This is a genomic window from Ottowia sp. VDI28, from assembly GCF_049532675.1.
GTDB lineage: Bacteria > Pseudomonadota > Gammaproteobacteria > Burkholderiales > Burkholderiaceae_C > Ottowia.
The window spans coordinates 2,940,608-2,952,773 of sequence record NZ_CP149820.1; the positions used below are offsets into that span (position 1 = coordinate 2,940,608).

Annotated in this window: 11 protein-coding genes; 7 read left to right on the forward strand and 4 right to left on the reverse strand. The window is 63.9% G+C overall.

Annotated elements, in window-relative coordinates:
* Nucleotides 1-40 precede the first annotated feature (40 nt).
* The 3 genes from cbiB to WJU18_RS14085 are packed head-to-tail and all read left to right on the forward strand — an operon-like array spanning nucleotide 41 to nucleotide 3,542.
* Entirely contained in the window at nucleotides 41-991 is a 951-nt protein-coding gene (gene cbiB, locus WJU18_RS14075) for an adenosylcobinamide-phosphate synthase CbiB (RefSeq protein WP_423460994.1), read from the forward strand.
* Entirely contained in the window at nucleotides 988-2,019 is a 1,032-nt protein-coding gene (locus WJU18_RS14080) for an aminotransferase class I/II-fold pyridoxal phosphate-dependent enzyme (protein ID WP_423460650.1), read from the forward strand. The genes cbiB and WJU18_RS14080 overlap by 4 nt, the downstream gene beginning before the upstream one ends.
* Nucleotides 2,016-3,542 carry a cobyric acid synthase gene (locus WJU18_RS14085; RefSeq protein WP_423460651.1) on the forward strand — a complete coding sequence of 509 codons (1,527 nt, stop codon included), beginning with the start codon at nucleotides 2,016-2,018 and terminating at the stop codon, nucleotides 3,540-3,542. Before WJU18_RS14080 ends, WJU18_RS14085 begins: the two co-directional genes overlap by 4 nt.
* Before the next feature lie 143 nt (nucleotides 3,543-3,685).
* Here WJU18_RS14085 and WJU18_RS14090 read toward each other — a convergent pair whose 3' ends face one another.
* A complete protein-coding gene (locus WJU18_RS14090; RefSeq protein ID WP_423460652.1) occupies nucleotides 3,686-4,453 on the reverse strand; it encodes a methyltransferase domain-containing protein in 768 nt (255 codons plus the stop codon).
* Between WJU18_RS14090 and cobT the strand changes: the two genes are divergently transcribed.
* The 3 genes from cobT (at nucleotide 4,452) to WJU18_RS14105 (ending at nucleotide 7,067) form a co-directional block, all read left to right on the forward strand.
* Nucleotides 4,452-5,492 carry a nicotinate-nucleotide--dimethylbenzimidazole phosphoribosyltransferase gene (gene cobT / locus WJU18_RS14095; protein WP_423460653.1) on the forward strand — a complete coding sequence of 347 codons (1,041 nt, stop codon included), beginning with the start codon at nucleotides 4,452-4,454 and terminating at the stop codon, nucleotides 5,490-5,492. The genes WJU18_RS14090 and cobT overlap by 2 nt on opposite strands.
* Nucleotides 5,489-6,310, forward strand: a complete 822-nt coding sequence (locus WJU18_RS14100) for an adenosylcobinamide-GDP ribazoletransferase (protein ID WP_423460654.1) — start codon at nucleotides 5,489-5,491, stop codon at nucleotides 6,308-6,310. Before cobT ends, WJU18_RS14100 begins: the two co-directional genes overlap by 4 nt.
* A 175-nt stretch (nucleotides 6,311-6,485) precedes the next feature.
* Nucleotides 6,486-7,067: a histidine phosphatase family protein gene (locus tag WJU18_RS14105; protein ID WP_423460655.1), complete on the forward strand. Its 582-nt coding sequence runs from the start codon at nucleotides 6,486-6,488 to the stop codon at nucleotides 7,065-7,067.
* Here the strand turns inward: WJU18_RS14105 and WJU18_RS14110 are convergent.
* The 3 genes from WJU18_RS14110 to mutS are packed head-to-tail and all read right to left on the reverse strand — an operon-like array spanning nucleotide 7,064 to nucleotide 11,352.
* Nucleotides 7,064-7,870, reverse strand: a complete 807-nt coding sequence (locus WJU18_RS14110) for an alpha/beta hydrolase (RefSeq protein WP_423460656.1) — start codon at nucleotides 7,868-7,870, stop codon at nucleotides 7,064-7,066. The genes WJU18_RS14105 and WJU18_RS14110 overlap by 4 nt on opposite strands.
* A 33-nt stretch (nucleotides 7,871-7,903) precedes the next feature.
* The gene (locus WJU18_RS14115; protein ID WP_423460657.1) at nucleotides 7,904-8,731 is read right to left on the reverse strand and encodes a peptidase; all 828 of its coding nucleotides are present in this window, start codon (nucleotides 8,729-8,731) and stop codon (nucleotides 7,904-7,906) included.
* 8 nt (nucleotides 8,732-8,739) lie between these two features.
* Nucleotides 8,740-11,352 carry a DNA mismatch repair protein MutS gene (gene mutS / locus WJU18_RS14120; RefSeq protein ID WP_423460658.1) on the reverse strand — a complete coding sequence of 871 codons (2,613 nt, stop codon included), beginning with the start codon at nucleotides 11,350-11,352 and terminating at the stop codon, nucleotides 8,740-8,742.
* A 190-nt stretch (nucleotides 11,353-11,542) separates the two neighbouring features.
* Between mutS and WJU18_RS14125 the strand changes: the two genes are divergently transcribed.
* The gene (locus tag WJU18_RS14125; protein ID WP_423460659.1) at nucleotides 11,543-12,157 is read left to right on the forward strand and encodes an IPTL-CTERM sorting domain-containing protein; all 615 of its coding nucleotides are present in this window, start codon (nucleotides 11,543-11,545) and stop codon (nucleotides 12,155-12,157) included.
* The last annotated feature ends 9 nt before the right edge of the window (nucleotides 12,158-12,166 follow it).

Genomic DNA, 12,166 nt, shown 5'->3' on the forward strand with positions numbered 1-12,166 from the left:
GGGGTTGGTGGCCGGATGCGCTCGAGGCGTCCTCTTCCGCGTGGGAGGGGGCGCGCTGCTGGCCTGTGTGCCTGCGCTCGCCATCGTGATTGACCGCCTGCTCGGGGAGCCCCCGGCGCGCTGGCATCCGGTGGTATGGATGGGACGGTGGCTCGGCTGGGCAGGCCGCCGGTTGGCACCCGAGGCAGACCGGCCAGCAGCATGGTCCTCGCAACGCGTTTTCTGGTGGGCCGCCTGCGCTTGGTGTGCAGCGGCTATCGCCGTCTTTGCCGTGAGCTGGCTGATCCAGCGCTGGGTGCTGACGCAACCAGTGTGGTTGGCGGCTTTGGCATTGGGGCTGTTCCTGAAGCCGCTCCTTTCTTGGGCCATGTTGCACGATGAAGTCCTGGCTGTCGAGCAGGGGCTCATGCAATCGCTGGAGACTGGACGCGTTCAGCTGGCGCGCCTGGTGAGCCGCGATGTCAATAGTTTGACCGCGGGCGAAGTTCGCGAAAGCGCCATTGAATCGCTGGCGGAGAACCTCAATGATTCCGTGGTGGCCCCGCTGTTCTGGTTCCTATTGCTGGGTTTGCCTGGGGCGGCGCTATTCCGCTTTGCCAACACTGCGGATGCCATGTGGGGCTACCCGGGCGCGCGCGGCGGACGCGATTGGCAATGGGCTGGCAAGTGGGCCGCGCGGGCCGACGACGTGCTCTGCTGGCTGCCCGCGCGCATCACGGCAGGCCTGATCGGCATTCTGGGCGGGTTGCGTGGCTGGAGCCAGCTTCCGGACCAGGCTCGGCGCACACCGTCTCCCAACAGCGGATGGCCCATGGCAGCCATGGCATTGACGCTGGGCGTGCGTTTGCGCAAGCCGGATGTCTATACGCTGAACAGCCCTGGCCGAGTGCCTGAACCCACCGATACGCTCTGTGCTTGCGCCATAGGTTCCCGCACCGTCCTTGGGGCCACGCTGCTTGCTTGCGGCGCCTTGCTGGCGGTGCTGGCATGACTTTTCAAGACAAGCTTGCGGATACGGGCTCCGTTCACGGGGGGCCCGATATGTGGGGAGTGCCCGCGTACGATCTTTCCACCAACACCAATGCATGCGGCCCGCACCGCCCCACCGAGCAGGCTGTGCGGGAGGCCGATGCGCGTCACTATCCAGATCCTGCCTATACCGCGCTCACCATTCAGCTGGCGGCGTGGCACGGCGTGGCGCCAGCCCGGATCGTGCTGGGCGCGAGCGGCAGCGAACTGATTCAGCGGCTCAGTGCCGCGGTGGCCTTTCAGGCGCTGCCCGGCCGCCAAGAGGCGTCAGCCTGGTGGCCCATGCATGCCTATGGCGACTATGCCCGTGCCGCAAGGGCGGCAGTGTTGCGCCGCACCGAGCACGCTACGCAGGCTTCGTTGATCTGGGCGTGCGATCCTTCCAGCCCCATGGGGCAGCCCCATGATGGCCTTGCCGAGCAAGCTGCGGCCTTGAGAGACGATCAGACCCTGGTGCTCGATCAAGCCTATGAGCCCTTGCGGCTGAGCGGTGCGCTGGCTCTGGAAGCCGAGGCGCTTGATCGTGTCTGGCGTTTGATTACTCCCAACAAGGCTCTGGGGCTGACGGGCGTGCGCGCCGCCTATCTGGTGGCGCCGCGCAATGAGCCTGAGCTGCTGCCGCATATGCGGGCGCTCGCTCCATCGTGGCCACTGGGGGTGCATGGCGTGGCGCTGCTGCAAAGCTGGGCCACCGTGGATACTCACCAATGGCTGGCCCAGTGCCGCACAACCCTGCGAACCTGGAAAGCACGGCAACTTGATCTCTTGAGCGCCGCAGGTTGGCGAACGGAAACTGGCGTGGCGAATTTTTTTACAGCGGCTTGTGAAGACATCGATATGAAAAGCTCCCTTGATGCCCTGCGCCAGAAAGGGTTCAAACTGAGAGACTGCGCCAGCTTTGGTTTGCCGGGATCGGTACGCATGGCGGTGGTCATGCCTGCTGTTCAGGACATGCTGATGCAGGCGTTGCGCGAGGAGACCAGAGCATGAGCGCCGCTGCCCGTTGCGTCATGGTGCTGGGCACCAGCAGTGGGGCTGGCAAAAGCTGGATCACCACGGCCTTGTGCCGCCACTACGCCAATCAGGGCCTGAAGGTGGCACCATTCAAGGCGCAGAACATGAGTAACAACGCGCGGGTCGTTGCGTCGAGCGCAGGCGCTCCTGGGCAGTCGTCTGGCGAGATTGGCTCTGCTCAGTACTTCCAAGCTTTGGCTGCCCGGGCCGAGCCTGATGTACGCATGAATCCACTGCTGCTCAAACCTGAGGCCGATACGCACAGCCAGGTCGTGCTGCTGGGGCAGGTGAGCCGCGAACTAACCCAACTGCCATGGCGCGGCCGCAGCGAGCATGTGTGGCCCCAAATCGCCGCAGCGCTGGATGCGCTGCGCGCCGAGAACGACGTGGTGGTGATCGAGGGCGCCGGCTCTCCCGCCGAAATCAACCTGATGGCCAGCGATGTGGTCAATCTGCGCGTGGCCCGCCATGCCGATGCGCGCTGCCTGCTGGTGAGCGATATCGACCGCGGCGGTGCCTTCGCGCATCTCTACGGCACCTGGGCTCTTTTGCCGGAAGAAGACCGCGCCCGCATCAAAGGCTTCGTGCTCAACAAGTTTCGCGGAGACGCCACGCTGCTGGCGCCGGCGCCCGAACAACTGGAGCAGTTGACCGGTGTGCCCACCGTGGCCGTGGTGCCCATGCGTTTCGGGCATGGCTTGCCCGAGGAAGACGGGATGTTCGATGAGGCGCAATACCCAGGGCCAAACGAGGAGCAGGGAGGTGGCCCGGCATCCTATGCGAGGCATCCGGCGCTTAGACGCGTGGCCATCATTGCCTACCCACGGATCAGCAATCTTGACGAGTTTCAACCGCTGAAGAACGTCCCCGGCCTGCAGGTCACCTGGGCGCGTACACCTTCGCAGGTACAGGGCGCCGACACCATCATTCTGCCCGGCAGCAAGGCCACGGCATCCGATCTGGCCTGGTTGCGCGCGCAGGGGCTGGATGCCTCCATCGCCGAGCATGCGGCACAGGGCAGCCGGGTACTGGGTATCTGCGGCGGCCTGCAGATGCTGGGCGAGGCGCTGATCGATCTCCACGGTGTAGAGAGTCTCGCTAATGGACCAGGTCTAGGCCTCCTTCCGCTGGTAACTTCTTTCGAGCCCCAGAAGACCGTGCGCCGCGCGCAAGCCTGTTTCAATGATCTCATCGGTGCGTGGTCGGCGCTTTCAGGGGTTCGCGTCTCGGGCTATGAAATCCATAGCGGCCAGACTGCTCAGCACCCGGCCATGGCGGCCAAGGGAGATGTAGCACGCGAAGTCATGCCTGGCCTGGCGTGGCAGAACACGGCGGGCAATGTGCTCGGCGTGTACCTCCATGGCCTGTTCGAGGATGCGGAAGTGCTGCACGCGCTGTTCGGCGCAGCCGCGCCGTCGCTGGACGACGTATTCGAGCGGCTCGCCGCGGGTATTCAGGCTGACTTTCTCCCAGGCGCGCTGAGCGCCTTGATCGAATGAACCCGATTATGTGGCCGTCTTGGCTCCCTCTCCCTCTGGGGGGTACGGCCATCCGGGAGGGTTGGGGTGAGAGCTTTCACCGCGCTCCCAAGGGCAGAGCCTTTTTCGGCGAGCTACCTCGGATTTTCCTCGAGGGAGGGGAGCTACACCCTGCGGCAATAAAACGCCTGCGTCTGGTACGGAAACCGCACTACCTCACGCCCCCGCAGCGCAGGGTGCGTGGCGATCAGCGCCTCGATCCGCTCGCGCACCAGTGTTTGCTCCTCCGCTGGCAGCGAGGCAATGAAGCTGACCGAAAGGAACCGATCCACGATTACCTGCTCGGGCGGCCCCTCATGGAAATGCTCGATGCGCGTTTCCTCCAGGGGCCCGAAGGCGGGGTGCGGGAAGGCGTTTTTCCAATCGCCCTTGTAGAACCGGGGCGCGTCCCCCTCGTAAGGCGTGATGATGGCCGTCAGATCCGCCACCCAGTCTACCGATTCATCCCTGACATTCCACACCAGGCCCAGGCGTCCGCCGGGCTGCAGCACGCGGGCGAACTCATCCATGGCCTGGCGGTTGGCGAACCAGTGGAAGGCCTGGGCGCACACCACCGCGTCCAGCGAGGCGTCGGGCAGCGGAATGGCCTGTGCGGTGCCCGCCAGCGTGCGAACGCCGGGCTGCTTGACCGCGATTTTCTCCCGCATGGCATCTACGGGTTCTACGGCCACCACATCGGCCTTGGTCGCGGTCAGCAGCGGCGTGAACTTGCCGGTGCCCGCGCCCACATCGGCCACGCGCCGGCCAGGCCCGAGGTCCAGCGTGCCCGTCAGCCAATGTGCCAATTCAGCCGGGTATTCCGGCCGGCCGCGCGCGTAGGTGTCAGCCTCTTTTGTAAACCCTTCTTGCGCGGCGACGTGCACATCAGTCATGGTGCTTGAACTTCCTGAAATTGAAAACATTCATGATGCGGCATTGGCCGCCAGCCTGCAGGACAAAATTGATTACAAGACTAAACCACTGGGGGCTTTAGGCAAGCTGGAGGGGCTGGCGCACCGGCTGGGCATGATTCTTGGCAACGAGACACCCGCGCTGCAGGCTCCCCAGTTGCTGGTCTGCGCCGCCGATCACGGGATCGTTCTGCGTGGGGTGTCGGCGTATCCCAGCGATGTCACCTGGCAGATGGTGGGAAACTTCCTGGCGGGGGGCGCGGCTGTGAGCGTGCTGGCGCGCCAGCATGGCATTACCCAGACGGTGGTTGATTGCGGTGTGCGGCACGATTTTCAACCAGCTCCAGGCCTGATCATCAAGAAAATCGCTCCCGGCACACAAGACGCCAGCGCGGGCCCGGCCATGAGCATGGCGCAGTGCGAAGCCGCTATCAACAATGGCATGGAGGTGGTGCGCGAGTTACCTGGCAACGCGCTGCTGTTGGGGGAAATGGGGATCGGCAACACCTCCGCGGCGGCCCTGCTGCTGGCGCGCCTCGCCGGTATCGATGTGGCTGAATGCGCCGGAGCTGGCACAGGCCTGGATGAGGAGGGCGTTGCCCGCAAGACGGCTGTGTTGCGAGAGGCATTGGCGGCCAACGCGGACGCCTCCGGGTCATTGGCCGCATTGGCGGCCCTGGGCGGCTTCGAGATCGCCACGCTGACGGGCGCGGTACTTCGCGCTGCGCACGAGCGGCGCGTGATCGTGGTGGATGGATTCATCAGCACCAGCGCCGTGCTGGTGGCTGCACGGCTTGCGCCGGCTGTGCTGCAGCGCTGCGTGTTCGCACATCAATCGAGCGAAAATGGCCATGCCCGCATGCTGCTCGAATTGCAGGCCGAGCCTCTGTTGAATATGGGGCTGCGCCTGGGGGAGGGCAGTGGTGCCGTCCTGGCGTGGCCTTTGCTCGAATCGGCCTGTGCCATTCTGCGGGAAATGGCCAGCTTCGAGTCTGCCGGCGTCTCAGGAAAAACCGAATGACGGCACGTCCTGGCCCCCAGGTTTTGCAGGCGCTACGGCATTTCCTGCTGGCGCTCCAATTCTTCACGCGGATCCCCATTACCGGGTCATTGGCCGCGTGGGTCGGCTACAGCCCCGCCATGCTGCGGGCGAGCAGCGCCTATTTTCCTGCCGTGGGGTGGGTGGTGGGGTGCGTGGCGGCGGCCGCCATGGCCCTGGCTTTGGCAGTTTTGCCAGCCGGCCCGATGGCGGCATTGGCTGCCGCCTTTCTTTCCACCATCGCCACGGTATGGCTCACTGGTGCTTTCCACGAAGACGGCCTGGCCGATACCGCTGACGGCCTGGGCGGCGGAGTGACACGCGAGCGAGCGCTGGAAATCATGAAGGATTCGCGTATTGGCTCCTACGGCACTGCTGCGATGGGCCTCGCTTTGGGCCTGAAGGTAGTGTTGCTGGCACTGCTTGCTCAGCGCGGCGCCTGGGCTGTCGCGGCGGCGCTGCTCTCGGCGCATGCGCTCTCGCGTCTGGCACCCCTCGTGGTCATGCGCTCGCTGCCCTATGTCAGCGACGAGGGGCACGCCAAGTCCAAGCCGATCGCTGACGCCGCAACAGGCCAGGATTTTCGTATCGCCTGCCTGTGGTCGCTTCCGGCGTTGTTGCTCATTGGCCAGGCGCATGGCGCGGCGCATCTGGTGATGGCGCTCCTTCTGTGGGCGGCCGCGCTGGCCTTCACGTGGAGGCTGCTGCGCCGCCGCCTGCAAGGCTTTACGGGCGACACACTGGGGGCTGTTCAACAAGTGTGCGAGTTGGCGCTGTACCTCGGGTTGGCCCTCCGGTAGTGCACACATGAAAAATGGCCCCCACACTTTCCTTGCTTCGCACGGTTCGCTGCCCCTCGAGGGGGTGTCTTTCATCTTGGGAACGGCCCGGCGATGAAAAATGACCCCCACGCTCCCGCGCTTCGCGAGGTCCGCTGCCCCCCGGGGGCTTTTTCATCTTGGGAGCGGCCCGGCGATGAAAAAAGAACCCACGCTCTGGCTGGTGCGCCACGCCCCCGTGCTGGCTGAAAAGGGGTTGTGCTACGGGGTGAGCAATCTGCTCGCGGACGATGCCGCTACCTCTCAGACAGCCGAGGTGCTGGCGGCGAATGTGCCCGAAGGCGTGGCGGTGCATGTCTCACCGTTGCAGCGCTGCCAGCAACTGGCGTGGAGTTTGCAACTGCTCCGGCCCGATCTGCGTTTCAATGAGGATCCGCGCCTGCGCGAGATGGATTTTGGTGCCTGGGAGGGGCAGCCTTGGGCCAGCATCAAGCGAGCCGAGTTTGATGTCTGGCTGGCTGATTTTGCTCACGTGAGCCCGGGCGGTGGTGAATCAGTCGCGGCGCTCATGGCACGCGTGGCCCAGGCGTGGGATGAGTGGGCGGCTAGCGCGGCTGATGCCTTGTGGATCACTCATGCGGGAGTGATGCGCGCAGCGCTGCTGCTTTCGCGCGGCATACGCCTGCCGGCCACTGCGGCGGATTGGCCGAGCGCCAATGTGCCGTACGGTGAGGTGTTGATCCTGCAAGCACCTCAAGGCGGACAAAAAGCTGTCTAACCCATGGCCCGCAGGCTCGCCTCCACGGCCGCTGCGGTCGCGAGCGGTTTTTCCATGGGATACAGGTGAGTGCCCTCCATCATCATCACCCGTCCGCGAGTGATGCGCCGAGTGGTTTCCAGGCCGCCCACCTGCTTCATTTCGACTGATTGCAGGCCGCCAATGAAAGCGATCGGGCAGCGTAGAGGATGCGTGCGCAGCAGCGCCCCTATGTTGTGCGGCAAGGTGTCGTAGATCGCGGATTCGATCTCGCGGTCAAAGGCCAGTTGCCAGCGGCCGTCGGCATCGAGAGTGCCATGATCCACGTAGTCATGCAGCACTTGCGGATCCCACGAGGCAAAGATTTTCTTGCCGCGGAAATACTCGTACACGGCCTCCCGGTTGTCCCATTCATGCCGCCGCTTGCGGCTGACCACGCTGGGGGAAAGACGCTTCATCAGCGGCGTGCGTTTAGCCACGCCCAAGGCGCCTGCCCGCCAGCCGCCAAGCACGGGAGAATCAAGCAGAAGCACGCCGCGTGCCAGTTCAGGGTGCCGAGCGGCGCACATCAGGCTCAAAATACCGCCCAAGGAGTGGCCGACAAGCCATGGTGCCTGCCCGCCATCGGCCTTGCGCTGGCTGGTGGCGAAGTCGGCCAGTTGCTGAACCAGATGCGGCCAGTTGTCGGTGACGGGGTATTTGGGATCATGGCCGTACTTTTCGACGGCGCTGACAGTGAAACCCCGCGCACGCAGGCTGTCCAGCATGACCCGGTAGGTGCTGGCGGGAAAGCTGTTCCCGTGAGAGAAGACGATCGAGGGCATGCGAGAGGATGTCGAGAGATGTCTTCAACCCAGTCAGATCAGGCGTTCATCCGCGCTGCTGATTTTCTTGAGGGGCGGGTGGCGCTGCGAAGCGACCTTGAGCGGAACATTGGTGGGATGGCCGTTCCATTGAGGGTCTTCGATGCTGTCGAACACCTGGCGCAGGCGCTCCCCCCAGGAGGTATGCAGCATCTTGAAATAAGGATTGTCGTAGTCTATGCAGACCACGCGGTCAGTTTGCAATTGATCGACTTCGTACACCACCAGATCGAGCGGCAACCCGACGGACAGGTTCGACTTGAGTGTCGAATCCATCGAGACGAGCGCGCACTTGGCGGCCTCCTGGAGCGGCGTTTCCGGTGTGATGACGCGATCAAGCACCGGCTTGCCGTACTTTGACTCACCGATCTGGAAGTACGGCGTTTCAGGGGTGGCTTCAATGAAGTTGCCGGCCGAGTAGACCAGAAAGAGGCGCATGCTTTCACCTGCGATCTGGCCCCCCAGGATCATCGAGACATTGAAATCCAGCCCTTCCTGCCGCAGAGCCTCGCCATCGCGCTCGTTGATACGCCGGACCGCGCTGCCCAGCACACGGGCGGCATCGAACATGCTGCGGGCATTCCAGATCGAGATGCTGTCGCCGCTTTCGGCATCCTTGACCTGTTCGTTCTGAAGGATCTCACGTACGGATTGCGTGATGGAGAGGTTGCCCGCTGAAAGCATCACCATGAAGCGTTCACCGGGTTGCTCATAGATGAGCATCTTGCGAAAGGTGCTGATGGCGTCCAAGCCTGCGTTGGTACGCGAATCAGATAGAAAAACCAGTCCTGCGTTGGTCTTGATGGCGCAGCAGTAAGTCATGAAGGTGCCTAATCTGGTGAGGCCACGGAAAGCTTCTTCAAGCTGTAGAGGGCTTCCAGCGCCTCCCGGGGGGAGAGGGCGTCGGGATCGATCTTGCCCAGAGCGGATTCTATGGCGCTTGCCTGCGTGAGCGGCGGAGCGGGTGGTGGCGCGAAGAGGTCAATCTGGGCACGGGTTTCACTGGCGCCGGCTTCCAGCGCCGCGAGCGCGTGGCGCGCGTGGTTCAGCACTGGCGAGGGCACGCCGGCCAGACGCGCCACCTCCAGGCCATAGCTGCGGCTGGCCGGGCCGGGTTGAATTTCGTGCAGGAACACGATTTCCGCGCCGCTTTCGGCTGCGCTCACGTGAACGTTGACGGCCGCATGATGGTCGGCTGGGAAATCCGTCAGCTCGAAATAGTGCGTGGCGAACAAGGTGAAGGATTGCGTTCTATCGTGCAAGTGGGCGGCGATCCCGCTGGCCAGGGCCAAGCCGTCGAACGTGCTGGTGCCTCTGCCGATCTCGTCCATCAGTACCAGCGACGCGCGCGTGGCGGTGTGCAGAATCTGCGCCGCCTCGGTCATCTCCAGCATGAAGGTCGATTGCGCATTGGCCAGATCGTCGGCCGCGCCAATGCGGGTATGAATGGCATCGATAGGGCCCAGCCGGCAGCTTTGCGCCGGCACGTGGCTGCCCATCGAGGCGAGCAGCACGATCAGGGCCACCTGCCGCATATAGGTGCTCTTGCCGCCCATGTTGGGGCCGGTGATGATCTGCATGCGGCCTCTCAGCCCCAGCATGGTGTCGTTCGGGATGAACGGGCTGCCACTGGTCTCCTGCAGCCTGGCTTCGACGACCGGATGCCGGCCGCCGCGGATTTCTATGCAAGGCTCGCGCACGAATTGCGGCACGCACCAGCCCAAGGTGAGAGAGCGCTCGGCCAGCGCACACAGGGCGTCGAGGCTCGCAATCGCGCGGCCAAAGCGCGTGAGGCGCGGCACGTGCGGCTGCAACTCGGCCAGCAGGTGCTCGTAGAGCCACTTCTCGCGCGCCAGTGCGCGCTCCTGGGCCGAGAGCGCCTTGTCCTCGAAGCTCTTGAGCTCGGGCGTGATGAAGCGCTCGGCGTTTTTCAGCGTCTGCCTGCGCCGGTAGTCGGCTGGCACCTTGGATGCCTGGGCCTGCGTGACTTCGATGTAGAACCCATGCACTTTGTTGAACTGCACGCGCAGGTTCGGGATCCCCGTGCGCTGGCGCTCGCGTGCCTCCAGCTCGATCAGGAAGGCATCGCAATTGCTGGCGATGCCGCGCAATTCGTCCAGTTCATCATCCAGCCCCGGGGCGATCACACCACCGTCACGGATGAGGGCGGAGGGCTCATCCAGCAACGCCAATTGCAGCAACTGGGCAGCGTCGGTGGGCGGGGCGAGGTCCTGGGCCATCATGGCCACGAGAGGCTCAGGCACTTGTGGCAGCAAGGCCAGCAGATCTTCGTTCTGCAGGGCATTGCGCAGCGCGACCAGCTCACGCGGCCGCACCTGATTGAGCGCCAGCCGCGCCGTGATGCGTTCCACGTCGCTTGTTCCCTTCAGGCGGGCGCGCAGCTTCTGCCAGGAGCCGTCAGCCTGCAGTGCCGCGATGGCGCCATGACGGGCCATGGCCTGACTGCGATCACGCGCAGGGGAGAGGAGCCAGCTCTTCAGCAGGCGGCTGCCCATGCCGGTCATGCAGGTGTCTAGCATGGAGAAGAGGGTGGGCGCATCCTCTCCGCGCAGCGTCTGCACCAACTCGAGGTTGCGGCGGGTGGCCTGGGGCAGATCGATCAGCTCGTCCGGTTTTTCCACATGCAAGCCGCGCACGTGGGGGAGGGTGCGACCCTGCGTGTGTTCGGCATAGGCGAGGAGCGCCGAGGCGGCGGCGTGGGCTTGAGGCAGCTCCTCGGCATTCCAGGCCGCGAGGCTGGCGGCTTGAAGCTGCTCGACCAGTTTGCGGTGGCCCAGCTTGGAATCGAACTGCCAATCAGGCCGATGCGTGAATGCAGGGGGCCGTCCGCTAGCGGGGCGAAAGCTTTTCAGCCGCTGCTCGAAGGTCGGCGTGAGATCGCTGGCCGCGAGCAATTCGCTGGGCGAGATGCGATCCAACCAACCAAGCAGCTCATCTTGCGCACATTCGGCGAGATGCACCTCGCCCTGCGTTACCGCCAGCCAAGCCAGCCCGCAGCGGTTGCGTGGGCCGGGGTGCACAGCCAGCAAAAGGGATTCGCTTTTCTCGGGCAGCAGCTCGCTGTCGGTCAACGTGCCTGGCGTGACCACACGGACCACTTTGCGCTCAACGGGGCCTTTCGACGTTGCGGGGTCACCTATTTGCTCGCAAATGGCTACCGATTCACCGAGCTTGATCAACCGTGCCAGATAACCTTCAACCGAGTGAAACGGTACGCCCGCCATCGGGATTGGCTGGCCCGCCGACTGTCCGCGCTGGGTCAGCGTGATGTCCAGCAGCTCTGCCGCCCGCTCGGCGTCCGCATAGAACATCTCATAGAAATCGCCCATGCGGTAGAACAGCAGGGTATCGGGGTAGTCCGCTTTGAGCGTAAGGTATTGCGCCATCATGGGCGTATGCCCAGAGACATCTAACTTATTCATCTAGATCAACAGATTCCGTTGTTATCCGGCAGGAGCGCGGGTGTTGCCGCGAGGGAGGCTATAGGGGGATTTTCGCCTTGTTTCGGATGTCCTGGTGCGGGCGGCCAGCTTTTCGAGGTAGTTCGGAGGACTTAACGCCTGTATCTCCGGCCTGTAATATTCGCGTGTCGGTTCATCGAGGAGCGGAGCGATGTCATCAGGAAAAATGGTGCGGGGGCTTTGGGCTGCAACAGCCTTGATGGTAGGCGGCTATGCCCAGGCCGCGTACACCGCCTATATTTACCAGAGCGGGCCGAACGTCACGGCCACGGGCAGCGGCTCGATCAATCTGGCTGCCATGGCATATGAAGGCGACGACATGGTGCCGCCCGGTGTTCAGCCCGATCCTGACATCATTCTCCTGGGCGCAGAGGGAAATATCAGTGTCTATAGCGGGACGGTGAACGGTCCCGGAAGTATCGGTTCTGGGGGATCAGCGATTTTCGCAGACGCAGGAACCGGACCTCTGGCGGGTATCCAGGGGGCGTATGGTTTGATCGCGGTACCCTTGAGTTACGTCTCGGGCGCCTCCTTGGGCGCTTCAACGGCAACCTGGAATGGCACCACTATTGCCGGCCTCGGTCTGGTGCCCGGTACCTATACCTGGACCTGGGGCAGCGGATCCACTGCGGATTCGTTCACTCTGCGCATCGGAGTGGCTCCCTCAACGCCGACAGCCGTTCCGGCTCTTTCCGAATTGGCCTTGATCGGGCTGGCTGCCTTATTGAGCACGGTAGGGATGTCAAGAGTTCGGCGGCGCGGCTAGTCAACCGCC